Source organism: Janthinobacterium darwini (assembly GCF_051380905.1).
GTDB lineage: Bacteria > Pseudomonadota > Gammaproteobacteria > Burkholderiales > Burkholderiaceae_D > Janthinobacterium.
Genome location: NZ_JBNYXX010000001.1, coordinates 2,125,108 through 2,149,403, shown reverse-complemented (window position 1 = coordinate 2,149,403; position 24,296 = coordinate 2,125,108). Strand labels below are relative to the sequence as shown.

The window sequence follows — 24,296 nt, the reverse complement described above, 5'->3', positions numbered from 1 at the left end:
CCTTGCCGGCTGCCATCGCCGCAGCGATCCCTGCGGCTAGCATCTCATCCTCGTGGCCATCACGGGCCAGGACAAGGACCGCCAACTGGCGTCCGATGGGGGCTTTGATTTGCACCTGAGCAAGCGCGCGGATGTTAATGCGCTCGATGCGATGTTGCAAAAGATGCTGCAAACGGGGTGAGGATGGTATGAGTAAAATGAAAGACATGGAACAACTGACAGAACTTGAAATCGCCGTTTTCCAGCTCGACATGGGTTTTGCTCCGGCTGAGCGCTGCGTGGACTGGGCCGTGGAACGCCTGCGCCTGGACCAGGAAGGCGACGACCTGGAGGTCGTGCTGCTGGCCAGCGCCCGGGGGCGCGATGAAGTGCTGCCGCTGGCCGACGTGATCATCGCGCGCTACCGTGGCGCGCAGCGGCGCGATCAGCAGTTTTTGGCTGGCAAATACATCGTCGAGTTGCGCCTTGCCTATCTGCAAAGACTGGAAAGCGTGTCGTCGCTCGATGCCATCTTTACCCGCTTGTACCCGGCGCTCGCTTATCCGGACTGGCTGGTCATGTTGAGCCGCAATTGCGAGTATGCGATGGACGTGCCCGATTTTGAGCAGCCGTTCGAAGAGGAATTCAATTACATCGCCGCATTGTGGGCGAATGCTGACAGTCGCGCTGACTTTGATCGCCTGTATAGCCGCGAGACGTCGAACCGGCATGATGTCATGCTGGGCTAGGGAATGACCACACTGGCCTTGCCAACCATCGTTGAGAAAAGAATCCACAGTCTGATGAAAATTGTCCACGTATCCGATGCAGCCGGCGCAAAGAGTAATGAAGATCTGGTGGCGGTTTATCTGCACAATGCGGGAATCGTGGATATCCTGATATTTGATGGTGCAAGCTCGGTCTCCGAAAAGAATTATTTCGATACGCTGGTAGGCGACGCCGCCTGGTTCGTGTCGGCTTTTGCGGCCCTGCTGAAAGAGGTGGTCGCGCCCGGATTAAGTCAGCATGACAGCATCAAGCTGGCATTGGCACATTTTCAGCGCGATGTGCAGGCGAGTTTTAATCTGGCGCAGATTCCTGCGTATGCCTACCCGATTGCCGCCTTGACGTGGGCACGCATTGTCGAAGGCGGCGTGGATGCCGCTGTACAGATCTACGCGCTTGGCGATTGCAAGGTGTTTGTCTCGAACGCAGCCGGGGAAGTGCGCGATATCGATCCCTACGAGAATGCGCAGGAAGATATTCTGAAGGCGGCCATTGCACAGTTGAAAGCGCAAGGTATCGAGGATAAGGCGCAGGTATTCGCGGCCTTGCTGCCGATGTTGCGGGAGCGGCGCGCATTCCAGAATATGCATGCTGCGCCGACGATACTGTGCATGTATCCGCAAGGGGAATTCGAGGCCAGGCAATATGCGTTTGACATGGAGGGGCAATCGCAACTGCTGGCAATGACAGATGGCTTCTACCGCCTGGTCGATACCTATGGCCTGTATTCCATGGACGGACTGGTGCGGCGCTGTGCTGAAACGGAGCTGGACACGCTGCTGCAGGAATTGCGCCAGTTTGAACAGGATAATCTGGCGTCCGGCGCACATTCCGTCAAAAAGTCCGACGATGCCTCGGCCGTGCGTTATGCGCGGCGCGCGCTCAACGGCGAGAGCATTGCAATTTTATAAGCCTGGCCACGCCTTTGCTTGGCTTGCCTCAACGTATAATTTACGCAATTCATGGCGTGGGATTTGACGTGCAAAACAAGACTATCGGTTTAATTGGCGGCATCGGCTGGGCTTCCACCCTCGAATACTACCGCTTGCTCAATGAAATGCTGGTGGCGCGCATCGGTCCCGCCCATAGCGCGCGCATCTTGCTGGTCAGCATAGACCAGGCGGATTTTGTCGCGCACGCATCGCAGCCCGATTCCCATGCTATCGAGCAATTTCTGGTCGGGGAAGGGCAGCGTCTGCAAGGCATGGGTGCGGATTTCTTCCTGCTGTGCGCGAATGGCGCGCACCGTTTCGCCCCGGCCGTTGTGCCGCAGATCGGCTTGCCATTCATCAGCATCGTTGAGGAAACGGCGAAAAGGGTGCAGCAGTCGGGCGCTCACAAGGTGGGCTTGCTTGGCGTCAAACAGACGATGGGGGGCAGGTTTTATCACCAGGCACTGGAAAAGTGCGGCATCGCGACGGTGACACCCGATGCGGCCGACCAGGAAATCATCCACGACATCATCTACAAGGAACTGGTGCAGAATATTTTTACCGACGCCAGCCGGGAAATTTTTCTCGGCATCATCGAGAAACTTCGGCTGCAAGGCGTGCAGGGCGTGATTTTGGGTTGTACGGAGATACCGTTGCTGATCCGGCAGGTCGATGTCGACTTGCCGCTATTTAATACCACGGAGATTCATTGCGAGGCGGCGGTGTCATTTGCCGTTGCGGACTAGGCGCAGGCAAATGAGCGGCCGACCAAGCTGGTCGCCGCTCTTGTCAATCATCAAGCCGGCTGCGCGCCGCTCAGGTTGCGGCTGCGGTTTTCCACCAGTACGGAAATGCCGAGCACGACGATGCCGCCGCAGGCCAGCATGGCGCCGACCCAGCCTGTCGAACGCAAGCCCATGCCCATGGCGATGGCGATGCCGCCGGCCCAGGCACCCAGCGCGTTGGCGATGTTGAAGGCGGAATGGTTGAGGGCGGCGGCCACGGTTTGCGCGTCGCCGGCCACGTCCATCAAGCGCGTTTGCACGGCGGGGGCGACGGCGATGCCGGCGCCGATGGCGAACAGGTTGATCGCCGTCAGCCAGACATTGCTGCTGGTGTAAGTAAACGCGGCCAGCGCGGCCACGTTCCACAGCAGCACGCCAAAAATCGTCCACAGGCGCGAGCGGTCGGCCAGCCAGCCGCCGATCAGATTACCCAAGGTCATGCCGACACCGATAATGGCCAGCAAGATGGAAATGACCAGGGGCGACACTTTCGTGATTTCCAGCAAGGTTGGCGTGATGAACGTGTAGACGGCGAACATGCCGCCGAAGCCGATCGCCACCATCAGCAGGGTCAGCCATACTTGCAGGCGGCGGAACACGCCCAGTTCGCGGCGCGGGCTGGAATCGCCGGCAGCGACCATGGGCACGAAGATGCGCACCATCAGCATGGTCAGCAAACCCAGCGCGGCGACCAGCAAAAAGGCGGAGCGCCAGCCCAGGGTCTGGCCGATATACGTGGCCAGCGGCACGCCGAAGATATTTGCGACCGTCAAGCCCATCAGGACACGCGCCACGGCCTGGCCCCGCTTGTCCGGTTCGGCCAGGGCGGCCGCCACCAGGGCTGCCACGCCAAAATAGGCGCCATGGGGAATGCCGGCGACGAAGCGGGCCACCACCAGCAAGCCATAGTTGGGGGCGATGGCGCTGAGCAAGTTGCCGCCAGCGAACATCAGCATCAAACAGATCAGCATCAGCCGGCGCGGCATGCGCGCCAGGAAGATCGTGATCAGGGGCGCGCCGATGACCACGCCCAGCGCGTAGGCGCTGATCATGTGGCTCATCTGCGGCAAGGTCGTGCCCAGGTCGTCGGCCACCACGGGCAAGATGCTCATGGAAGCAAATTCGCCCGTGCCGATGGCGAGGCCGCCGATGGCCAGGGCCAGGTCGGCATAGCCAGCGCCAAAAGGCGCGGTGACGCGCGGAATGAGGGGATCTACGGAGGCGTGCATGTTCTTGTTAGTTGGGTAAGGAATGACAGGGTGGAGAGGCGTGCTGTGGCCCGGCCGGAAGTGGCCATATGCCACCAGAGTCGACGGCTGGCCGGTATTTTCGGGCGATAAGAACTACTCAAGGACAACATTGTAAAAGATTCGGGCAAGCTCTGCTGGGCGATGGCTAAAATCTGCTGCACTGCACACACCAGCGATTGCTATGTTTGTTAACGATAACACGGAACGCGTCCGCTGGTGGGATCTTCCGCGAGACCTTGCTGGAGCAGGCGGGCATCGCCGCCTAGATTTTCCTGGCGTGCTTCAAGTGCAAGGGCAGCCACCACCACATGCAGATGATGAGTGAGCCCATCAGCACGCAGGCGACGATGCCGGCGACGTGGCCGAAGACTTCCGACATCACCAAATTGGTGCCGAGGATGAAGGCCAGTGCCAGGGAGAAGGCACCGCACATCATGATGCGGTCAGCCACGCGCTTGAAGCGCTCGCGGTCTTGCAGGGGGCGCATGACGCGGTGCTGGATGGCTGGCGCGCTGAGCAGCACCAGGCTGGTCATGGAGAGGAAAAACGTCAACAGGAAGACGATCTTTTCCGCTTGCACGATCTTTGCGAAGCCGCCGTTGAAGGGCAGGATGATGAGGAAGGCCGTCAGCATTTGCGCGCCCGGCAGCAGGATGCGCAATTCGCTGAGCAGGTCGGACAAATCGCCTTCGTCGCCTGGCTGGCCATCTTCATCCTGGTGTTGCGCGTGTGGCATGGGAGCGTCCTCGTGGTGGTGATGGGGCCAGTCTACGCACAAGCGCCCAGGCCGACTGTGGCCCGGCGCACCGTCAGAAGCATTGCGTGTAGTGTCGACGCAAACGCCACAGGGGCGTCGAAACGATGGGCGTGGCGCTGTGCGAGGCATCATGGCCGCAATGGCCGCAACTGTGGCGCCGGTGCGGCGCCAGCGCGAAGCTGCCCAGGTCCAGATGCGGGTGGCCGCAGCGGGCGCAGTCGCTGCAGTCCATCGGCATGGCCGCCTGCAAGGCGGCGGCGTAGGCTTGCGCGGCGGGCGGCGTGATATTCAGCTGCACGATGTCGGGAGGGAACAAGCCGGGCAGGGCGCGGCAGTCGATGGCCAGCGCGGCTGCGTTGCGTGCCAGCAGGGTGCCGCCGTCACCAGTCCGGGCGCGCAGTTGCAGCAAGCCATCGGGGCCCAGACGCAAGGTGGTGGCGTGAAACTGGCTGGGGTCGAACAGCACCGGATACAGTACATAGCCCATGGGACTGGCGTGCTGGCGGCAACGCATCTGCTGGCTTGCTTGCCGGTCGGCCAAGTCGGCCTGAGTGCCCCAGTAGCATTGGTGCGTGCGGCACCAGTGGCGTGCTGCGCCATTGCGAAACTTTCCGGCGGGGAGCAGGTCGCACAGGACGATGGCGTCTTCGCCCGCGCCGGCGCGAAAGTGGCCGGTGATGTGGGCGGTGGTGACGGCCAGATGGCCCGTGCTCGCTTGCAAGGGCCAGCAGATGCCGGGCAGGGTCAGCGGCATAGACAATGGCGCCTCCGCGCAGCTATCGGCTTGCCAGCCAATAGCCTCCCGGAATGAAAAAGCCCGCCGACTTGGGCGGGCTGTGCTGACGGGCTTGGCTGGTGCATGTCCCCGTCTATTCTTCCGTATCGGCCAGGGTGACGATGGCGCGCGCCCACTTCGAGTATTTCAGGTTCGCCAGGTCGCGCACGGTCTTGATATTGAATGCCTGCTTGAGCAGCTCTGCATCCTTCTCGCTTACGCCTTGCAGCGCATCAACAGGGGCATCAGCGATTTCCTTGAACGTTTTTTTCTCGTAGGCTTTGTCTACCGCTTTATTGATGTTCATGTATTGATACTCCTCAGTAAGTAGGAAAATTAATTCTACACGTTTTTGCGAGCCGTCAATTTACGCTTGCATGTTGTGCCGAACTAAATATGATGGAGGTGGGCGCAGCTGAGGCCAAGCCTGTTTTTGAATAGCTTGTTGCATTGTAAATATGGCATGTGAATTATGTATAGTATAATTGTTGTGTATGTCGGCGACTAGGCGTCGGCCTACCGGACGCCGCTATACGCGGCACTAATGGACAGCGTTCAGGAGAATACGATGAGTTTGCTAGATCAACTTGCGGGACAGGCGATGAGCGCTTTGGGCAATAAGGGCGCGGATGGGGAGGCCCCGTCGGGGCTGATGGCCAGTGTAATGGATCTGGTCAACCAGCATGGCGGCTTGCCGGGCCTGCTGCAGAAATTCCAGGAAAGCGGCCTGGGCGACCAGGTGGCCAGCTGGATCGGCACCGGTGCCAATGCGCCCGTCTCCGGCGAACAGATCAAGGATGCGCTGGGTGCCGACACGATCTCCCAGATCGCTGAAAAAGCGGGCGTCGCACCGGACGCGGCCTCGGGCGGCCTGGCAGCCTTGCTGCCCCAGCTGATCGACAAGCTGACGCCCAACGGTCAAGTGCCAGAAAGCAATGACCTCGTCAGCCAGGGCTTGAATATGCTCAAGGGTAAGTTCTTCGGTTGATTTTCTGGTCTTGGAAGTGAAAAACCTCGCAGCGATGCGAGGTTTTTTTATGCGCAAGGTCTTGCGTGTAATGTGTGAACGTCTGAAAAACGCCTGCGGCCAGGCGCCGCCCCGATGGCAGTAGGCCAGTACGGCGAAGGACTAGAGTAAGCCCGGCAACAACGCCACGGTTTTTTTTCAGGCAGCGGCCATCATGCCGAAATGGGGTTGCGCGTCGGTCAGCCGCGCCGTACTTCCCTCCACCAGATAGGAACAATAGCGCCGCCGCTCGGCGATGCCGCCGCGCCGCTCCATCAGTTCGCCCAGCATGGCGACGGCATCGGCAGCCATTTTTTGCACGGGCTGGCGCAGGGTGGTGATGTCGTAGCTGAGCCAGCCGGACGCTTCCAGCGCGTCGAAACCGGCCACCGACATTTGCAGCGGCACCTGGATGCCCAACTGGTGGCGCGCCGTGTCCAGGCAGCCGATGGCCATGATGTCGTTGCCGCAAATGACGGCGTCCGGCACGCGACCCAGGCGGTCGATGACCTTGCGCAAGCCCCGACCGCCGCTGGCGTAATCGTAGTTGCCGCTGACGACGATGGGCGCGGGCAAGCCCAGCGTGAACAGCCGGTCCAGCACGCCGGCCTTGCGTTCCTGCGCCACGGCCGAATCGCCGGGGCCATCGATGATGGCGAACTGGCGGTGACCCGCCTCGGCCAGGCGCGAGACGAGCAGGCGCGCCGCTTCCGCCTGGTCGCACAGCACGGCATGCACGGCGTGCTCTCGGGGGCTGCGGTTGAACAGCACCAGCGGCACGTCGCGGCGGCCAAATTCGGCCATTTGCTCGTCCGACAGGCAGGCGGCCACGACGGCGCCATCGACCTGGTATTGCCACACATCGCTCAAGACTTTGCCGATGTCCGCTTCGCGCTCCAGGGTAAATAGCAATAAACGCTTGCCCTGGCGGGCGATTTGCTGGCTCAGGTCGGACAACACTTGTGGATAGTACAAATTGGCCAGGTTGGAAATGATGACGGCAACCAGGTTCGAGCGGCGCGTGATCAAGCTGCGCGCGGCCGCGTTGGGGATGTAGTCGAGGCTGATTGCCGCCTGCATGACCTTGGCATGCGTGGCGGGCGAGATGCTGGCGCCCGGCTTGAAGCATCGCGATACGGCCGATTGCGACACGCCGGCAAGCAGGGCCACATCATACGAGGTCACGCGCCGTCCGGCACCGGGTGCGGGGCGGGTGGTGATGGGTGTCCGGGCCACAGTATTCTTTTTTCGCATATTGGTCTGGCAAGCAATCTGTCTCAAAATATTCCTGCAGGCCCGGCCGCTCGTGGCGGCCTGGGCGGGCAGAATGAGCATAGCGCAAAAGATTGCCGCATGGCAAGACTGTTTTCTTGTTCATGTTGCAAAAAATATGACTGAATGGCAAGTGGTATGCTTGCCCTTGAATCGGTACCGCGCCGCCGCCGTCGCAGCAGACCAGGGAAACGAGGAGGGCAGCCAGCAACGCTGCGGCCAGGGCGCGCGGGCGGTGCATGGGGGCGTAGGGCGCGATGGGTCTCCGGGAGCTGGCCGAGTTGCTCGGTGTCACTTCCCAAGAGTAGCTTTTGCACGCCGTAGCTACTTGATGAAAAGCAAGCTTGTTGTCTTGGCCGTACCGGAAGTATTTTTCTGGTGCAATGGCGTGCATTCTGATAAGATAACGCCCCTTTATTCAGGGAAGGGTCGACATGGCCAATGCTTGCGGCGTCGATTTCGGCACGTCAAATTCCACGGTAGGCTGGGCGCGTCCCGGGCAGAGCACCATGCTCGGCCTGGAAGATGGCAAGACGACCTTACCGTCCGTTGTCTTCTTCAATGCGGAAGACGAGGAAGTCAGTTTTGGCCGCGCGGCGCTGGCCGGCTATCTGGCCGGCTACGAGGGGCGCTTGATGCGCTCGCTGAAAAGCTTGCTGGGCACCAGTCTCATCGACGGCCAGACGGAAGTGGGCGGCCGTGCGCTGCCATTTCGCATGTTGCTGGCCCAATTCATAGGCGAAGTGAAGCGCCGCGCCGAGCAATCCGCCGGCCGCGAATTTTCGTCCGCCGTGTTCGGCCGTCCCGTCTTCTTTATCGACGACAATGCGCAGGCCGACCAGCTGGCGCAAGATACCCTGGCCGAGGTGGCCCGTTCCGTGGGCTTCAAGGACGTTGCTTTCCAGTTCGAGCCGATTGCCGCTGCGTTTGACTACGAGTCGCAAATCGACAGGGAAGAGCTGGTACTGATCGCCGACATCGGTGGCGGTACATCCGACTTTTCCCTGGTGCGGCTGTCGCCGGAGCGTGCGAAGAAGACGGAGCGGCGCGAGGATATCCTCGCCACCGGCGGCGTACACATCGGCGGCACGGACTTCGATAAATACCTGAGCCTGTCTTCCGTCATGCCTCTGCTCGGCTATGGCAGCCGCCTGCACAACAATAGCGAAGTGCCATCCAGCTATTATTTCAACCTGGCTACCTGGCACACCATTAACCTGGCTTACACCAAGAAGATCTGGGTGCAGCTGGCCGACGTGTGTCGCGATTCGCGTGAGCAAGACAAAGTGAAACGTTTGCAAAAGCTCATCGACGAGCGCGCCGGTCATTGGCTGGCCATGAAAGTGGAAGAGGGCAAGATTGCCCTGTCCGACGCGGCTGAAGTGCAGCTGGAGCTCGACCGTTTGTCGCCCGCGCAAAGCCTGTTGCTGAAGCGCACGCAATTCGACGAAGCCATCGGCCATTTGTGCGGTTCCGTGGAAGAAACCGTGCTGCGTTTGCTGCGCGATGCGGGCGTGGCGCCGGAAGCCGTCGACACCGTGTTCTTCACGGGCGGCTCTTCCGGCGTGCGCTTGCTGCGCGAAAAGATCGCCGCCCTGGTGCCGGCCGCGCGCAAGGTCGAAGGCGACTTGTTCGGCAGTATTGGCGCGGGATTGGCGCTGGACGCAGTACGTAAATTTGGTTGATAATCATCACCCCGCCGCACCTCCGAAAGAACGCCCCATGAATGTGTTTGACAAACCGATCGTCATGATCGACTTCGAGACGACCGGTCTGTCACCCGACATGGGCGATCGCATCACGGAAGTGGCGGCCTTGCGCATCGAGGGCGGGAAAATCACCGACCGCTATGTGACCCTGATCAATTGCAATGCGCGCATTCCCTCGTTCATCACGGGCTTGACGGGCATTACGCAGGCCATGGTGGACAAGGCACCGCCCGTGGCCGAGGTGGTGCCGCAGCTGCTCGATTTCATCGGCAGCGATGCCTTGTCGGCGCACAATGCCAGTTTCGATGAAAAATTCCTGCGCGCGGAAAGCGCCAGGCTGAACCTGACGCCCGCGCACCAGTCGCTCGTGTGTTCCTTGAAACTGTCGCGCCGCGTGTTTCCCGGCATGGCCAGCTACAAGCTGGGCTTGCTGTCGAGCCAGCTGGGCATCGCCTTCAAGAGCGCCGCCCACAGGGCCGAGTCCGACGCGGAAGTAGCGGCGCAAGTGCTGATCCATATTGGCCGCCATTTGCGCAGCAATTACGGCATTGCCGATGTCGACGCCGACCTGCTGGTGTCACTGAACAAGCTGGCGGCCGCGAAAGTGCCGCAATTCCTGCAAAAGCACCCATCACGCCGCTGAGCTGCATCGCGCATCGAAGCGGGCTCATCAAAACGATATGATTTTGCTATTTCGTTTGAGCCTGCTCAAGTCCTTCCCCCGCATCGAATTTACAATTTAGGCAACACACGATTTCGCCGCCCTGGGCCGCCGTTTTGCGCGTGCCGCCGGCAAGCGCGATGTGGGTGGGGGCGCACATGGACAAGCACCATACTGCCAGAGACAGCCATCAGGCGTATATCTGGTTCCGCACGGCTGCCGAGCAGGGCAATGCCTATGCCCAGTTCAACCTGGGATTGCTTTACAGGAAGGGCGAAGGCGTGGCGCAGGACGACGCGCGCGCCTTTGTCTGGCTACGCCTGGCCGCGCTGCAAGGGCTGGCTTATGCGCAGAACCACCTGGGCGCCCTGTATTACCACGGCCGCGGCGTGGCGCAGAGCGACGAGGACGCCGTTCTGTGGTTTCGCCGCGCGGCCGCCCAGGGCGATGCTTCGGCCCAGCATAACCTGGGACAGATGTACCGCAAGGGGCGGGGCGTGCTGCAGAGCGACGAGCTGGCCCTGGCGTGGTTTTACCGCGCCTCGGAGCAGGGCGTGGCCAGTGCGCAATCGCTGCTGGGTGTAGCGTATGCCCGAGGGCTGGGAGCGCAAAAGAACGATGCGCTTGCCCTGGCCTGGTTCCGCAAGGCAGCCTTGCAGGGCGATGCGCAGGCGCAGCTGAACCTGGGGTTCGTCTACAAGCGCGGCCAGGGCGTGGCGCAAAACGATGCGCAGGCGCTGTCCTGGTTCCGCCAGGCCGCTGCCCAGGGCTTGGCCGTGGCCCAGCGGCAACTGGGCGTGGCGTATGCGGAAGGCCTGGGCGTGGCCCCCGACCAGCGGCGTGCCTATGCCTGGCTGCAGCGTGCAGCCGAGCAGGATGATGCCGAAGCCCAGTTCAACCTGGGTCTGATGCTGGCGCGCGGCCGGGGCGTGGAGCAGGACGAGGCGCGCGCCCTTGCCTGGTACCGGCGCGCTGCCCTGCAGGGCCATGGCATGGCGCAATACAATCTGGGCGGCATGTATGCGGGCGGGCGCGGCATCGCTCGCGACTTGCGCCAGGCGCTGGACTGGTATGCCAAGGCGGCTGCCCAGGGCGCGTCGAATGCGCAGTTCAACCTGGGCGTGATGTATGCCAATGGCCAGGGCGTGGAACGCGACGAAGTCTGTGCCGTGCGCTGGTATCGCACGGCCGCCGAGCAGGGCGATGCCAGCGCGCAAAACAACCTGGGCGTCATGTATGCGAATGGCCATGGCGTGCCGCAAGATGACAGCCTGGCCGTGCAATGGTATGCGCGCGCGGCCAGCCAGGGCCTTGCGCTGGCCCAGTACAACCTGGGTTGCATGTATAACAGCGGGCGCGGCGTGGAGAAGGACTTGCCGTGCGGTTACATGTGGCTGGCGCTGGCGTCCGAGGGTGGCGATAGTGGGGCGGCCAGGGCCAGGGAAGCGGCGGCCGCCAGCCTGGAACCGGCACAGTTGGAAGAGGCGCAGCAGCGCTTGCGGCAATGGCAGCAGGGGCGTTACCCGCCGTCGTCGCCGCCAGACTGAAGCGCGGCCGCTGTGCGCGCACGCACGCGCACTGCATGCGATAATTGCTCACCGGCATGTCGCGCCGCATTGAGGCAATGCGCGCATGCGTGCGGCGCAGATTTTTGGCATAGTGAAAGGTGGAACATGGTAAGGCAGGCAGGCGAGGATGCATCCGAGCAAAAAGTCATCGACGACATCGCCACGCATGGCTGGCATGGCGTCCATATCCGTGCTGATGAAGAGGGTCCCGGCTATGCCTTCACCATAGGGGCTGGCCACAGCTTTGGCCAGCCCGAATTTCTCATCATGGGCTTGCCGCGCGCCATGGCCCATCAGATACTTGACCTGGCGCTGGATGCCGTGCGCAGCGGCGCCATCACGGATTTCGCGGCCACCACGGACGTCTTGCTGGAAGGCCATCAGTGCGCCTTCGTGCGCGTGCCCGTCGCGCAATACCGCAACTATGTGGGCTATGCGCGCTGGTACTACCAGGGCGACGATTTTACCTTGTACCAGATCGTCTGGCCGTCGCGTGATGGCCATTTCCCGTGGCAGGCGCAGGCCAGTGCGCAATATGTGGATAGCCAGCCCCTGCTGGGACCGGCGCCGCTGGCGGCATGACGGCAGGGACGACGGCCAGGGTTTGTACCGACACGGCTACCCTGTGCGTGTTCGACCCGGCGCTCTTGCGTCACAAGCTGGACGATGACTGCGACTGGTGGAGCATTCCCGGCGCGGAATTGGCGGCCGTGAATGCGGGCCAGGTGGCTTTTTTCAACGTGGGCGGCGACGGCGCGTATGACCTGGTAGTGCACGCAGAACTTGCCGAGCCGCACGTTAGCGTGCATCTGGCCGTGGTCTCGGGCCGCGTCTTCATCGGTGCCGGGGAAGACGTCACGGGCGGCGGCCTGGAACCGGACACGGCATTTGGCGGCCTGTTCGTGGACGTGCCCGTGGGCGGCTGCGGCGTGCAGGCGCGCCGCGATGGCGACTTGATCAGCCTGGCATTCGTGCCCGATGCGCGCAGCAGCAATGCATTTGGCGACCTCGTGCGTATCTGATCCCCATTCATTCTCTTGCTATCGACCCTGGCTAGGCATCCAGGCGCGCCACGCCCGCACCTTGCCGCCGGTCCAGGAACAGGCTGTTGCCGTGGATTTTTTTCGCCTGCTTCTTTGCTTCGGCCGCCTGCGTGGCAATCTGATGGTGGGTGTAGTACTGGTGCGCCTCGACCTTGATGACGCCCAGGGATAAGCTGATCAATGAATAAAACACTTTCTTGCCCTGCCGGTCTTCGCTGATGTAGCCGCCCCGTTCGCAGTCGCTTGTGCTGTAATAGGCGAGAATGGCGGCGGCAAAGCGCTCCAGGATGGCCTGGCAGCGCGTTTCCCAGTCTTCGCTCTGGAACAGAATCATGAAATCGTCGCCGCCGATGTGGCCGATGAAGTCGCGGTTCGGGTCGCAATGGCTGCTGAGGATTTCTCCCGTCAGCTGTATCACGTCGTCGCCCTTGCGGTAGCCGTATACATCGTTGAAGGGCTTGAAGTGGTCGAGGTCGCAATAGCAGACCCAGAAACGGGCACCGCTGTGCAGCAGGCGGTCGATATGCTCGTTAATGGGCACGTTGCCGGGCAGTTGCGTCAGCGGGTTGGCGTAACGCGCTGCATTGATCTGCATCTGCGTGATTTCGCGCATCAGGTCGTGGCCCGTGCCCATGCCCAGGTAGCGGCCCTCTTCGGTGATGATGAAGCCGTTGAACAGATGGTGGGCATCGGACTGCACCATGGTGTAGCTGAGTTCCTGCAAGCTCGTCTCGTGATCGGCAATCAGGGGCGTGGCATCCATGAACAGGCTGCATGATTTCTTGCCATACAGTTCGCGCTGGTAGGGACGGGCGAAGTGGTCGATCATCTCGAAGCGGCTGATCAGGCCCAGCGGCACGCCGTCATCGACGACGGGGATGATCATCAACTTCGGTTCTTTCAGGAAGATATCGTACACCTCGTTATTATTGCGCTGCGGCGAGACGGCCGCCACCCGGTGCAGCAGCTTGCGGATGCTGGAGCCGTTCTTTTCCAGGCTGCTGCGCTGCGGATACACGGCCACGCCGTTGCGCCCCAGCGCCTGCACCACTTCGGCCGGCAGCGCGCGAGCCGGCACCGCGTTGGGCCGTCCCAGGTGATAGCCTTGCCCGAAGGCCACGCCCAAGTCGCGCAAGACCAGCAATTCCGTCTGCGCCTCGATGCCTTCGGCAATGACCAGGGTGCCCGATTTTTCCGCGATTTCCTGGATCGAGCGCACGAACTGCAGTTTCACGGGATCATGATTGATGCCCTGGATGAAATGCATGTCGATTTTTACGTATTCCGGGCGCAGTTCCGACCACAGGCGCAGGCTGGAAAAGCCTTCGCCCAGGTCGTCGATGGCGATCTGGAAACCCATATTGCGGTAATGTAGCACCGCTTCGCGCATCAGCTCGTAATCGTAGGTGGGTTGGTTTTCCGTCAGCTCGATGATGACACGGTCCGGATTGATGCCGATGTGCTCGATGTATTCCAGCGTTTCGCCATGGCGGGCATTGCGTAGCAGCAGGCATTCGGGGCTGACATTGAGAAACAGCTTGCCCGGTAGCTGCAGTTCGGCAAAGCGTTCTAGCACCACTTGTCGGCACAAGTGTTCCACTTCCAGGGTCAGGTCATGCGCGCGCGCCACCTTGAACAGATTCATCGGCGCGTGCAGGGGGCTGTCGGACGGTCCCCGTATCAAGCCTTCGTAGCCGATGATGTCGCCGCTGTGCATGTGGATGATGGGCTGGAACAGTGCGCTGAGTTTGCGGCCCGCCAGGATCTCGTGCAAGGCATCCGTTCCTTCGATGGGCATGGGGGCCGATGGCGGCTTCAGGTAAGCCACATTCGATGGCATCGCGCCGGGCGGCGCGGCGGTGGTGGAAGGGAGGGCGAGAGTGTGCATAGGAGGATGTGGCGGCACGGCCTCTGGACGGGCCATGAACATGTTGCCTATAGTAAAGAAGATTTATGACAGCTTGATGAAACGTATTAGCTTTTGATAATGTTTCTTTCCTACCTGTCAGTTTGCCGATTCTCCCCAAAAACGTGATTTACCACGGCGTTTACTGTGGAAATCCCAAACAAAAAACGGCAAATCCCGCAGATAACTGTGCTTTAAAAGTGGCAATCCGCGCTATGATTTCTCTTGGCGAAAGTCAACATGGGCAGCCGCCACGCGTGTTTGTGCGGCCTGCTTTCCTCGACATCCAACAATGAGACAAACAACCCATGCAATTACGTAGTGCAACCCTCATATTCAGCTTGCTGGCCGCTTTCGGTGGCAATGCCATGGCACAGTCCGCAACAGCATGCCCGGCAGGCGACGGCGCTCCCGTGACGTATCCGCTCAGCAAAAAAGTCGACCAGCAAGACAGCTATTTCGGCACCACCATCGCCGATCCGTACCGCTGGCTGGAAGACGCCAACAGTGCGGAAACGGGCGAATGGGTCACGGCGCAAAACAAGCTGACGCAGTCGTACCTGGGCACCATTCCCGAGCGCGCCGCGATCAAGCAGCGCCTGACCAAGCTGTGGAATTATGAGCGTTTCTCTACGCCAACGAAGCAGGGCGGGCGCTACTTCTACAGCCGCAACGACGGCTTGCAGAACCAGGCCGTGCTGTACACGGTGAAAAAACTGACGGACGAGCCACGCCTGCTGCTGGACCCGAACACCCTGTCCACCGATGGTACGGTGGCGCTGGCCGGCACCTCGATCAGCCCGAACGGCAAATATCTGGCTTATGCCACGTCCGCTTCCGGTTCCGACTGGAACGAGTGGAAAGTGCGCGACATCGAATCGGGCAAGGATTTGACGGACCATATCAAGTGGGCCAAGTTCTCGGGCGCTTCGTGGACCAAGGACAACAAGGGTTTCTTCTATAGCCGCTATGACGCGCCGAACGAAGCAACCAAGCTGGCTGATATCAATTACTTCCAGAAATTGTATTTCCACAAGATCGGTACGCCGCAAAGCGACGACGTGCTGGTCTTCGACCGTCCCGACCAGAAAGAATGGGCGTTTGGCGGCAGCACCGTCAGCGATGACGGCAATTATTTGATCATCACGGCCACGCAGGGCACGGAACGCAAGAACCGTGTCTTCTACAAGGACTTGCGCCAAAAGAACGCCAAGGTGGTGGGCTTGCTGGAAGCGTTCGACGCTTCCTACTCCTTCATCGACAACGACGGCCCCGTGTTCTTCTTCAAGACGGACAACAATGCGCCGAAATCGCGCGTAATCGCCATCGATACGCGCAAACCTGCGCCTGCCGACTGGAAAGAAGTCGTGCCGCAAAGCGCGGAAACCCTGGTTGCCGTCAACCTGATCAACAATCAGCTGGTGCTCGATTACCTGAAAGATGCGCAAACGCAAATCAAGATCGTCGACCTGAACGGCAAGCTGGTGCGCGAAGTGGCCTTGCCGGGCATCGGTTCGGCGGGAGGCTTTGCCGGTAAACGTGGTGACACGGAAACGTTCTACTCGTTTACCAGTTTTACGACGCCAGCGACCATCTACCGCTACGACATGAAGTCGGGCAAAAGTACGGTGTACCGCCAGCCGAAGGTCGATTTCGACCCGAATGCCTTTGAAACGCGCCAGCAATTCTTTACCAGCCGCGACGGCACCAAGGTGCCGATGTTCATCGTCTCGAAAAAAGGCATGAAGCTCGACGGCACGAACCCGACCTATCTGTACGGCTATGGCGGCTTCAATATTTCGCTCACGCCTAGCTTCTCCGTGGCGAATCTTGCCTGGGTGGAAATGGGCGGCGTCTACGTGATGGCCAACCTGCGCGGCGGCGGCGAATACGGCGAAGCCTGGCACCAGGCTGGCACCAAGCTGAACAAGCAAAACGTGTTCGACGATTTTATCGGCGCGGCGCAGTGGCTGGTGGACAACAAGGTTACCTCGCCATCGAAACTGGCGATCGGCGGCGGCAGCAATGGCGGCCTGCTGGTGGGCGCGGCCATGACGCAGCGTCCGGACCTGTTCGCTGCAGCCATCCCGCAAGTGGGCGTGCTTGACATGTTGCGTTTCCACAAGTTCACCGTGGGCTGGGGCTGGGTGCCTGACTACGGTTCGTCGGACGACGCAGAGCAGTTCAAGGCGCTGGTGAAGTACTCGCCATTGCACAACCTGAAGGCGGGCGGCTGCTATCCGGCCACCATGATCACCACGGCCGACCACGACGACCGCGTCGTGCCAGCCCACAGCTTCAAGTTCGCCGCTGCTGCCCAGGCGGCGCAAGGTGGCCCGGCACCCGTGCTGATCCGCATCGACAGCAAGGCGGGCCATGGCGCCGGCAAGCCGACGACCAAGCAGATCGAAGAAGTGGCTGACCGCTGGGGCTTCCTCAGCCGTTCGCTGAAGATGACGCCGGTAGTGGCGGAGCCGGCCAAGGTGGCGGCGCAGTAAAACACGGCAGGTCGGATTAGCGCGGCATCGCCGTGCGTAATCCGACACCACCTGTCATGTCAGCACGATGTCGGATTACGCGGGGCTTTTCGCCCCGCTAATTCGACCTACAGTCACAATCCTCGCCAGCACACCCTCCCCAAACAAGGCCTGAAACGGCAAATCCTTGCGCTGCGCATAGCCGATATAGCAATCGCACTTGAAGCGGGGGCAGGGCCGTTCCTGCAGCATGTCCTCCAGTTCATCCGCGTACAAATTCCCCAGCCGCTCGGGCACGAAGTGGCAGCGCGCCAGTTCGCCAGCGCCATCGACGGACAGCGACGCTTCGCCCGCCAGGCAAGGTTTGCCGCGTGAGGGAGACGGGCGGCGGTTTTGCGCGAACCACGGGTCGACGCCATCGAGCCAGGCCAGGTCTTGCTCGCTGTAGTAGCCGGGGCCACGGCGGTCATACGCATTCAGCCACAGGTAGACGTGGGCGGGCAGGGACTTGCGAAGGGCGCGGATGGCATCCAGGTGTTCATTCATTGCCACGACGCCCACGGAATAGCGCACGCCCATGGCGTCCAGGCGCGCGCAGCGTGCGAGAAAACGGGCCAGTGTCGTCTGGTCCGGATGGTAGGTGCACCACAGGCCGATCTTTTCCAGCCCGTCCATGTTCTCCAGCCAGCCCAATGGGCCGGACAGATTCGTCTGTAGCGCCACCTGGCGCACGTGCGGCAGGCTTGCCAGGGTTTGCATGGCCGTACGGTAGTGGCGCCGCACCAGCGCTTCACCCCAGGGCGTGAACAGGACACTGATGTTCCGGTTTTGCGCCGCCACCCAGCTGGTGAAGCGCGCCACTTCGTGCGCATCGCGGGCCAGCGCAGCGCGGCTGTCGCGTTTCTTGGCAAACGGGCAGTAGCCGCAGGCGTAATTGCAGCTCGATAGCGTGCCCCGGTACAGCAGGGACAGCGTTGCTGCCGGCGCTGTCAGCACGCCTGGCCGCCTTCGGCCATCAGCGCCCGCACCGTATCGGACGCCAGCCAGGGGCCGATGGTATCGGCGTAGCTGTAGCCCCGCTCATTCAGGCGCAGCAGCGGGCCATCCTCTTGCACCAGGGCCAAGGAGTGCAGCTCGGCCAGTTGCGGCAAGTCTTCTTCGCAGCGCGTGCCGAAGCGCGCCATGTAGGTGTCGCGGTCCAGGCCCGGTTCGGTCAGCAGCGACTGGATCACGTAGCGGCGGCGCTGTTCTGCTTCATCAAGCTGGTAGCCGTGTTCTGCCTGCGCGAAGCGCGCTTCATCGAGCGCCAGATACTGTTCGATGATGTTGATGGTGTCCGTGCGCGCCACTGCGTACTCGCTCGAATAATGGAGGTTGGCCGTGTAGGAGCGGGCGCCCGCGCCCAGGCCCACCATGCCATCGTTCTGGCAGCAGTACGATGGCCCGTTTTGTTCCGGCGCATGGGGCGCGCGGAACATGCGCATCGAGACCTGCTCGTAGCCTTGCGCGCGCAAATGGTCGCGCGCGGCCGCGTACAGGGCCAAACGGCTGTCGCCGTCCTGCGCCAGCATGATGGGATTGAGCGATTGAGCGCCCTGGCGGCGCGCCACCTTGCCGAGGCCTGTCTGCTCGCGCACGTACAGCGGATACAAATAGATTTCCTCGGGCGCGAAGGCCAGCGCGCTGTCGATGGAGGCCAGCAGGCTGGCCACGGTTTGCCCGGCGATGCCGTAGATAAGGTCCAGGTTCAGGGTCGGAAAACCGGCGGCGCGTATCAGGCCGATGGCGTGATGGACGGTGGCGTTTTGCTGCGGCCGGGCCAGCGCGCGCATTTCGCCGGCGGCAAAACTCTGAATGCCCAGGCTGACCCGGTCGATGCCATGCGCGCGGCACACGGCCAAGCGTTCGGTGGTGATGGTTTCGGGCGACGCTTCGATGCCGGCCGGCGTGTGCTGCAGGTCGATGCCGAGAATATCGCGCGCGCCGCGCAGCAAGGTGTCCAGCTGCGCCGGCGACAGATAGGTGGGCGTGCCGCCGCCCAGCGCGAAGCGGGCAAAGCGCCGTTCGCCCAGTGCGCCGGCCAGGGCGCGCATCTGCACCAGCACTTGCTGCACATAGCGCTCGACCATGTCGCCGCTTGGGCGGGCCATGGCGAACAGGTTGCAAAAGCCGCAGCGCATCTCGCAAAACGGGATGTGGATGTAGGCAAAGAGGGCGGAACGGTCTTGCTGCGCCCACAGTGGCGCGAGGGGCGCCGCCTGCGGCAAGGCGCGGTAGGCTGCCTTGTGCGGATAGGAGTAGGAATACGCCTGGTAGGGCGTGTGGCGCATGCGCTGCGCCAGGGTGCCAGGCTGTTCGGCTGGGTTCACGGTGGGGACTCCTTGGGATGTGTATCGGGGGCGATGAGGAAGTGCGCGTACGGCACGTTCCAGACGCTGTCATGGGCCACCCTGTGGCCCCGGTAACCGTCTTCGCCATACGCGCTGCCGTGATCCGAGCAGACGATGGCAAACGTGGGCGCGCGCGCGGCGCAGGCGGCAAACAGTGGCGCCAGCGCCTGGTCGACATAACGCAGGGCCGCCGCATGGCTTTCCAGGCAGTCGGCGCGGCAGCCGGGCAGGTAGGCGCGGTTCGGCGTGTGCAGGGCCGCCACGTTGATGAACAAGAAGGTGCGCTGATCGCCGTCCGCCAGGCGGGCTATGGCCAGAGCTACCTGTTTTTGCGTCGAATGGCGGCTGGCCACGCCCATGCCGGCGTTCCAGTGGCTTTCCTGGAACAGCGCCGGCAGCACCGTGCCCAGCGCCGTCTGTTTATTAAAGAAACCCACGCCGCCGATGCAGATGGTGCGGTAGCCGCGCGCGGCCAGCGCGGAGGGAAGGTCCGCTTGCTCGAACGCAAACGTGTGCGGCGAGGTGGTTTCGCTGCCCGCAAAAGCGCTGGCGAACAGGCGCGGATGGCGGCCCGGTGCGGCCGGCGTGGGCAAAAAGCCCGCGAAGAAGGCCTGGTGCGCCGCATACGTGAAGGTCGCGGGCGAGTGGCGCCGTTCCCAGCCACCCGGTGGTAAAAAACGCCCCAGCACGGGCAGTTCGCCTGCTTCATGCAGCGCTTGCGCCACGTCAAAGCGCAGGGTGTCGAGCGTGATGAAGACGATGTCGTGGCTGCCGACGATGGCGTGCATGTCAGGGATGGTCGGTGGTTCTTTAGGCATGTTGGCTGAAATGAGAGAGCTGCGCCGTGTACGTATCCGCGTCATGCCACAGCAGGCCGGGCAGCAGGTCGCCAAAGGCATTGGCTTCGAGCACGCGGGCCTTGCCGTTGCTCACGACAAGGTCGTAGCCTGTCACATGGCTGGCGGGGAAGGCGCGCGCCGCTTGGGAGCTTGTGTTCTCCAGTGCGCGCATGTCGGCGTCGTTCAGCAGGCTGGAAGCGTCGCCGCGCCGGTTGTCGAGGTGCAGATTGGTCATCATGTGTTGTCCGATGCGCGCCACGCGGTGCGCGGGCTGGCCGGCTACGGTCACGACGCGCAGGTCGTAATGGCTGTCGCCGCAGCGGGGTTTGTTCAGCCACGCTTCCGCGTACAGTTCCTGCGCGGCCAGCGTATCGACCAGGGCCGCGATGTCGTGTTGCGTCTCGTAGCGCGCCATGCGCTTGACATTGAACAAGCGTGTCTGGCCATCCGCCTGCGATAAGGTGGCCGAGGTGGTGGCTTGCTGCCGCCCGGCCTTGTTCCTGCGGTAGGCGACGACGCCGGATGCGGACGAGCCGTAGCGCGGCTTCAGATACACGCGGTCCAGGTCATGCTGGTGCAGCAGCGACTGCAGGTGCGCGTAGCCGTGCACGGGGCCGAGCAGGGTGGGAATGGCGACGCCATGCGCGGCAAGGTGGCGCTGGCAGGCCAGCTTGTCCGTCATGAGGCGGATGTCGGCCGGCGCATTGAGCACGCGCGCCGGCGGCAGCTCGGCCAGCTGCGCGGCCAGGGTCGCCATGGCAGACGTAAAACCGGCAAACCAGGCATCCATGGCCAGCAGTTCGCCATGCGCAGGCGCGGCGACCGGCGGACGGTCCAGCAGCCGGCAGCCTGCCTGCAGCAACAGCAAATGGGCGGCGGGATCGTCGCCGGGCGGTTCGATTTTCAATAGGCGGGGATGCGCCAACGCGACATTGAGCAAGGCGGGCTGACTTAGCCAGTCGCGCCATTCCAGCACCTGCGCGGGCGGCAGGCGCAGCTGCGCGCGCGCCGCCTGCATCAGGCGCACGCGCTTGCTGCCAGCGGTCGCCAGCAGGGTGAGATGCGTGTGCAAGGAATGAAACTCCGTTTACTTGACCACGACTACTCGCCCACGGCCACGTAACGGTAGCTTTCACCGTCGTCTTCGTCCGCTTCCTGCGGATCGTCCAGCACCACCTCGAAGGGCAGCGCCTTCAGTTTCGCCTGGTTTTCCTCGGAAATGTAGTGGTGCGACAGGTCCAGGCGCGTCAAGCCGCCCAGCTGCGTGTGATTGAGTACGGCCACGGCGCCCAGGTCGCCGATGGTGCCCAGCGACAGGTCAAGCGTGGCGAGCTGCGCCACCAGCGGTTCTTCCGCCAGCCAGACGGCCAGGTCGTCGGCGATTTCCGCGTCGCGCAAGCCCAGGTAACGCAGGGAGGGCACGGTCAGCTGTGCCAGCACCTTGCGGTACAGGTCGACGTCTCCCGAAAAGCCATATTCGTCCGTGCCCAGCCACAGTTCCAGGTGTTCCAGCTGCGGCATGCTCGATTGCGCCAGTGCTTCGGCGATCTTTTGATCGAGTCCGCCCGCTTCGATGGTGAAGCGACGCAGGTGCTGGTGGGCGAACGGTTCGATGACAAGTTCATTGCCGCCGCGGATACGCAACTCTTCCAGCTGAGGAAAGGCCTCCAGCAGGGGCTTGTAGCTGCCTTGCACGATCCACGAGATTTCGCATTCCTCGTACGTCATGTCGCCGATGAACAGGGCGCGCAAGCTGGGCAGTTCGGCGGCGTGGGCGATCAGCGCGGCCATCACCTCGTCGGCGCCCGATTCGTACGGGTCGCCCCACATGCCGATGATCAGCGCTTCGAGCGCATTCTTGTCGGCCTTGCCGAGGAAGCCGGCGATCAGCTCGTCCATCTTGCGCTCGTCGTCGTACTCGAGCGACAAACGGTAGACGATGTCGGGCGAGGCGTCGAACGGCAGGTCCGGGTCGTACTGGACGACTTTCTTGTTGTGGAAGGTGGTGGTGCTGTCGGAAATCGTCATTGCTAAGGCTCCATGAAAGACAGTGAAAATCTTGTCTAATCCAAAATCTTAGCATGGGCGAAAGAGCTTATTGCACACTGCTGAAAAGCAACTATCTATGGATTACCACTAATAAGGCTTTGCCTTCGGTCTTGCCCAGGTTGCGGATGATATGCGGCTGGTCCGCCGGATAGCGTGCCGTACCGCCATTCTTGACCTTTTTCTTTGCCGCGCCCACTTCCAGTTCCAGGTTGCCGTGGATGACCGTCAAATGCTCGGTCGTGCCCGGGTCATGCGGCTGCGACGCCAGTTCGCCACCCGGTGCCAGGGTCACTTCATACCATTCATATTTGCCCGCCAGTTCCATCGGCCCCAGGATGCGCAGCACGTAGCCCGCATGGTCGCCGGGCAGGGTGGGGGTTTCGTGGGCGTCCGTGATGCGGATGGTTTCCACGGCTTTTTCCGCGCTGGAGAGCAATTCGCCGATCTGCACGCCCAGGGCGTTGGCCAGGCGCCAGGTGATGGCGATGGTGGGATTGGCTTTTTCGCGCTCGATTTGCGACAGCATGGACTTCGAGACGCCCGCGATGCGCGACAAATCCTCGAGTGTCAGGCCGCGCGCCAGGCGCAGCCGTTGCAGGGTGGCACCCACTTCAGGGGGAGAATTGGTCGAAACACTGGTTTTCATCGGCGGGTGGCTTGCAAAGTTCAATCGGCTTGGGTAATATCCACTATATTGAATTTCAGTTCGACATAGTGGATTTTGAGGAAAAACACGGAAACGTGTAGACTTCAAACAGCGCTTCACGGTACAGCATACTGCGCGCACCGGTCAAGCGGCCGCTCCCCCTATGACGGCTGAGGTCACCCGGCTACCACACATACAACAGGGACACACAAGGATCATCATGAGCGAGCAAGCGAAGAACACCTTTTTCAGCGGTCTGCAACAGAATCTCGATCAATTGCGCCAGCAGGGCTTGTACAAGCCCGAGCGCGTGATCGCCTCGCGCCAGGGCGCTGAAGTGGTGTGCGACGATGGCCGTACCCTGATCAATATGTGTGCGAATAACTATTTGGGCCTGTCCGGCGACCTGCAAACGCAGGAAGCGTCTATTGCCGCTACGCAAAAATACGGTTACGGCCTGTCGTCCGTGCGCTTCATTTGCGGCACGCAAACCGTGCACAAGGAACTGGAGCAGGCGATTTCCGCTTTTCTGGGTACCGAGGACACGATTTTGTACGCGGCCGCATTCGATGCCAACGGCGGCGTGTTCGAGCCTCTGTTCGATGAAAACGACGCCATCATCTCGGACGCGCTGAACCACGCCTCCATCATCGACGGCATCCGCCTGTGCAAGGCTGGCCGCTACCGCTACGCGCACAACGACATGGCGGACCTGGAAGTGCAGCTGCAAGCAGCGATTGCCGCCGGCAAGCGCCATAAAGTCATCGTGACGGACGGCGTATTCTCGATGGATGGCACGATTGCGCAACTCGACAAGATCTGCGACCTGGCCGACAAATACGGCGCGCTGGTGATGATCGACGAATGCCACGCCTCCGGCTTCATGGGCGCGACGGGCCGCGGCACGCACGAACACCACAATGTGATGGGCCGCATCGACATCATCACGGGCACCCTGGGCAAGGCACTGGGCGGCGCCATGGGCGGCTTTACCTCGGCGCGCAAGGAAGTCATCGACACGCTGCGCCAGAAATCGCGCCCGTACCTGTTTTCGAATACCCTGGCGCCATCGATCGCAGGCGCCTCGCTGTCGGTGCTGGAGCGTCTGGCCAAGTCGACCGAGCTGCGCGACCGCCTGCATGAAAACACGGCTTTCTTCCGCAGCGAAATCGAGCGCATCGGCTTCACCATCAAGCCGGGCACGCATCCGGTGGTTCCCGTGATGCTGTTCGATGCTCCCGTGGCGCAGAAGTTCGCCGCCCGCCTGTATGAACTGGGCGTGCTGGTGACGGGTTTCTTCTACCCGGTCGTGCCGATGGGCCAGGCCCGGGTCCGCGTGCAGCTGTCGGCCGCCCACAGCCGTGAACAGCTGGTGCAAGTGCTGGCCGCCTTCGAGCAGGCCGGCAAGGAACTCGGTCTGCTGACCAACACCACCACTACCAATTAACAAGAACCCAGGAAAATAG

At 61.9% G+C, this 24,296-nt stretch carries 24 protein-coding genes; 12 read left to right on the top strand and 12 right to left on the bottom strand.

What is annotated here, in order from left to right; translation table 11 throughout:
- Window positions 1-52: 52 nt before the first annotated feature.
- From ACQ4WZ_RS09980 to ACQ4WZ_RS09965, 4 genes are all read left to right on the top strand, one after another.
- The gene (locus ACQ4WZ_RS09980; protein ID WP_257560994.1) at window positions 53-181 is read left to right on the top strand and encodes a response regulator; all 129 of its coding nucleotides are present in this window, start codon (window positions 53-55) and stop codon (window positions 179-181) included.
- Between the two features lie 25 nt (window positions 182-206).
- Complete coding sequence (locus tag ACQ4WZ_RS09975) at window positions 207-728, top strand: hypothetical protein (RefSeq protein ID WP_436573284.1); 522 nt, start codon at window positions 207-209, stop codon at window positions 726-728.
- Between the two features lie 3 nt (window positions 729-731).
- On the top strand, window positions 732-1,676 hold the full coding sequence (locus ACQ4WZ_RS09970) for a hypothetical protein (protein ID WP_436573283.1): 945 nt from the start codon (window positions 732-734) through the stop codon (window positions 1,674-1,676).
- Between the two features lie 68 nt (window positions 1,677-1,744).
- Window positions 1,745-2,443 carry an aspartate/glutamate racemase family protein gene (locus ACQ4WZ_RS09965; RefSeq protein ID WP_436573282.1) on the top strand — a complete coding sequence of 233 codons (699 nt, stop codon included), beginning with the start codon at window positions 1,745-1,747 and terminating at the stop codon, window positions 2,441-2,443.
- Between the two features lie 50 nt (window positions 2,444-2,493).
- Here the strand turns inward: ACQ4WZ_RS09965 and ACQ4WZ_RS09960 are convergent, their stop codons facing one another.
- The 4 genes from ACQ4WZ_RS09960 to ACQ4WZ_RS09945 all read right to left on the bottom strand — a co-directional run bounded on the left by ACQ4WZ_RS09960 (window position 2,494) and on the right by ACQ4WZ_RS09945 (window position 5,571).
- On the bottom strand, window positions 2,494-3,711 hold the full coding sequence (locus ACQ4WZ_RS09960) for an MFS transporter (RefSeq protein ID WP_133991693.1): 1,218 nt from the start codon (window positions 3,709-3,711) through the stop codon (window positions 2,494-2,496).
- Between the two features lie 283 nt (window positions 3,712-3,994).
- Window positions 3,995-4,468 (bottom strand): DUF6328 family protein, encoded by a 474-nt coding sequence (locus tag ACQ4WZ_RS09955; protein WP_101481143.1) that lies wholly within the window; start codon window positions 4,466-4,468, stop codon window positions 3,995-3,997.
- Window positions 4,469-4,541: 73 nt separating this feature from the next.
- A complete protein-coding gene (locus ACQ4WZ_RS09950) occupies window positions 4,542-5,243 on the bottom strand; it encodes a hypothetical protein (RefSeq protein WP_101481144.1) in 702 nt (233 codons plus the stop codon).
- 115 nt (window positions 5,244-5,358) lie between these two features.
- Entirely contained in the window at window positions 5,359-5,571 is a 213-nt protein-coding gene (locus ACQ4WZ_RS09945) for a hypothetical protein (RefSeq protein ID WP_034751103.1), read from the bottom strand.
- 261 nt (window positions 5,572-5,832) lie between these two features.
- Between ACQ4WZ_RS09945 and ACQ4WZ_RS09940 the strand changes: the two genes are divergently transcribed.
- On the top strand, window positions 5,833-6,252 hold the full coding sequence (locus ACQ4WZ_RS09940) for a YidB family protein (protein WP_101481145.1): 420 nt from the start codon (window positions 5,833-5,835) through the stop codon (window positions 6,250-6,252).
- Between the two features lie 177 nt (window positions 6,253-6,429).
- On the opposite strand, the gene ACQ4WZ_RS09935 is transcribed toward ACQ4WZ_RS09940, so the two are convergent.
- Entirely contained in the window at window positions 6,430-7,506 is a 1,077-nt protein-coding gene (locus ACQ4WZ_RS09935) for a LacI family DNA-binding transcriptional regulator (protein ID WP_243858093.1), read from the bottom strand.
- A 470-nt stretch (window positions 7,507-7,976) separates the two neighbouring features.
- Here ACQ4WZ_RS09935 and ACQ4WZ_RS09930 point away from each other — a divergent pair, with 470 nt between their 5' ends.
- The 5 genes from ACQ4WZ_RS09930 to ACQ4WZ_RS09910 all read left to right on the top strand — a co-directional run bounded on the left by ACQ4WZ_RS09930 (window position 7,977) and on the right by ACQ4WZ_RS09910 (window position 12,502).
- Complete coding sequence (locus ACQ4WZ_RS09930; RefSeq protein WP_436573281.1) at window positions 7,977-9,227, top strand: Hsp70 family protein; 1,251 nt, start codon at window positions 7,977-7,979, stop codon at window positions 9,225-9,227.
- 37 nt (window positions 9,228-9,264) lie between these two features.
- The gene (locus ACQ4WZ_RS09925) at window positions 9,265-9,894 is read left to right on the top strand and encodes a 3'-5' exonuclease (RefSeq protein ID WP_436573280.1); all 630 of its coding nucleotides are present in this window, start codon (window positions 9,265-9,267) and stop codon (window positions 9,892-9,894) included.
- Window positions 9,895-10,070: 176 nt separating this feature from the next.
- Window positions 10,071-11,459 carry an SEL1-like repeat protein gene (locus ACQ4WZ_RS09920; protein WP_436573279.1) on the top strand — a complete coding sequence of 463 codons (1,389 nt, stop codon included), beginning with the start codon at window positions 10,071-10,073 and terminating at the stop codon, window positions 11,457-11,459.
- 126 nt (window positions 11,460-11,585) lie between these two features.
- On the top strand, window positions 11,586-12,062 hold the full coding sequence (locus tag ACQ4WZ_RS09915) for a DUF4262 domain-containing protein (RefSeq protein ID WP_436573278.1): 477 nt from the start codon (window positions 11,586-11,588) through the stop codon (window positions 12,060-12,062).
- On the top strand, window positions 12,059-12,502 hold the full coding sequence (locus tag ACQ4WZ_RS09910; RefSeq protein ID WP_436573277.1) for a DUF6386 family protein: 444 nt from the start codon (window positions 12,059-12,061) through the stop codon (window positions 12,500-12,502). The genes ACQ4WZ_RS09915 and ACQ4WZ_RS09910 overlap by 4 nt, the downstream gene beginning before the upstream one ends.
- Window positions 12,503-12,533: 31 nt before the next feature.
- On the opposite strand, the gene ACQ4WZ_RS09905 is transcribed toward ACQ4WZ_RS09910, so the two are convergent.
- Window positions 12,534-14,321: a GGDEF domain-containing protein gene (locus ACQ4WZ_RS09905; protein WP_101484522.1), complete on the bottom strand. Its 1,788-nt coding sequence runs from the start codon at window positions 14,319-14,321 to the stop codon at window positions 12,534-12,536.
- A gap of 476 nt (window positions 14,322-14,797) precedes the next feature.
- On the opposite strand from ACQ4WZ_RS09905, the gene ACQ4WZ_RS09900 reads away from it, so the two are divergent.
- Window positions 14,798-16,927: a prolyl oligopeptidase family serine peptidase gene (locus ACQ4WZ_RS09900; RefSeq protein WP_436573276.1), complete on the top strand. Its 2,130-nt coding sequence runs from the start codon at window positions 14,798-14,800 to the stop codon at window positions 16,925-16,927.
- 75 nt (window positions 16,928-17,002) lie between these two features.
- Here ACQ4WZ_RS09900 and ACQ4WZ_RS09895 read toward each other — a convergent pair whose 3' ends face one another.
- The 6 genes from ACQ4WZ_RS09895 to ACQ4WZ_RS09870 form a co-directional block, all read right to left on the bottom strand.
- Entirely contained in the window at window positions 17,003-17,902 is a 900-nt protein-coding gene (locus ACQ4WZ_RS09895; protein ID WP_133991687.1) for an STM4011 family radical SAM protein, read from the bottom strand.
- Complete coding sequence (locus ACQ4WZ_RS09890; protein ID WP_208327725.1) at window positions 17,896-19,275, bottom strand: STM4012 family radical SAM protein; 1,380 nt, start codon at window positions 19,273-19,275, stop codon at window positions 17,896-17,898. The genes ACQ4WZ_RS09895 and ACQ4WZ_RS09890 overlap by 7 nt, the downstream gene beginning before the upstream one ends.
- Window positions 19,272-20,114, bottom strand: a complete 843-nt coding sequence (locus ACQ4WZ_RS09885; protein ID WP_436573275.1) for an STM4013/SEN3800 family hydrolase — start codon at window positions 20,112-20,114, stop codon at window positions 19,272-19,274. The genes ACQ4WZ_RS09890 and ACQ4WZ_RS09885 overlap by 4 nt, the downstream gene beginning before the upstream one ends.
- Window positions 20,107-21,207: an STM4014 family protein gene (locus tag ACQ4WZ_RS09880; protein WP_436573274.1), complete on the bottom strand. Its 1,101-nt coding sequence runs from the start codon at window positions 21,205-21,207 to the stop codon at window positions 20,107-20,109. The genes ACQ4WZ_RS09885 and ACQ4WZ_RS09880 overlap by 8 nt, the downstream gene beginning before the upstream one ends.
- A 29-nt stretch (window positions 21,208-21,236) precedes the next feature.
- Window positions 21,237-22,163, bottom strand: a complete 927-nt coding sequence (locus ACQ4WZ_RS09875; protein ID WP_436573273.1) for an STM4015 family protein — start codon at window positions 22,161-22,163, stop codon at window positions 21,237-21,239.
- Between the two features lie 91 nt (window positions 22,164-22,254).
- Window positions 22,255-22,830 carry a helix-turn-helix domain-containing protein gene (locus ACQ4WZ_RS09870; protein ID WP_071323776.1) on the bottom strand — a complete coding sequence of 192 codons (576 nt, stop codon included), beginning with the start codon at window positions 22,828-22,830 and terminating at the stop codon, window positions 22,255-22,257.
- 220 nt (window positions 22,831-23,050) lie between these two features.
- Between ACQ4WZ_RS09870 and kbl the strand changes: the two genes are divergently transcribed.
- Window positions 23,051-24,277: a glycine C-acetyltransferase gene (kbl, locus tag ACQ4WZ_RS09865; protein WP_436573272.1), complete on the top strand. Its 1,227-nt coding sequence runs from the start codon at window positions 23,051-23,053 to the stop codon at window positions 24,275-24,277.
- Window positions 24,278-24,296 lie beyond the last annotated feature (19 nt).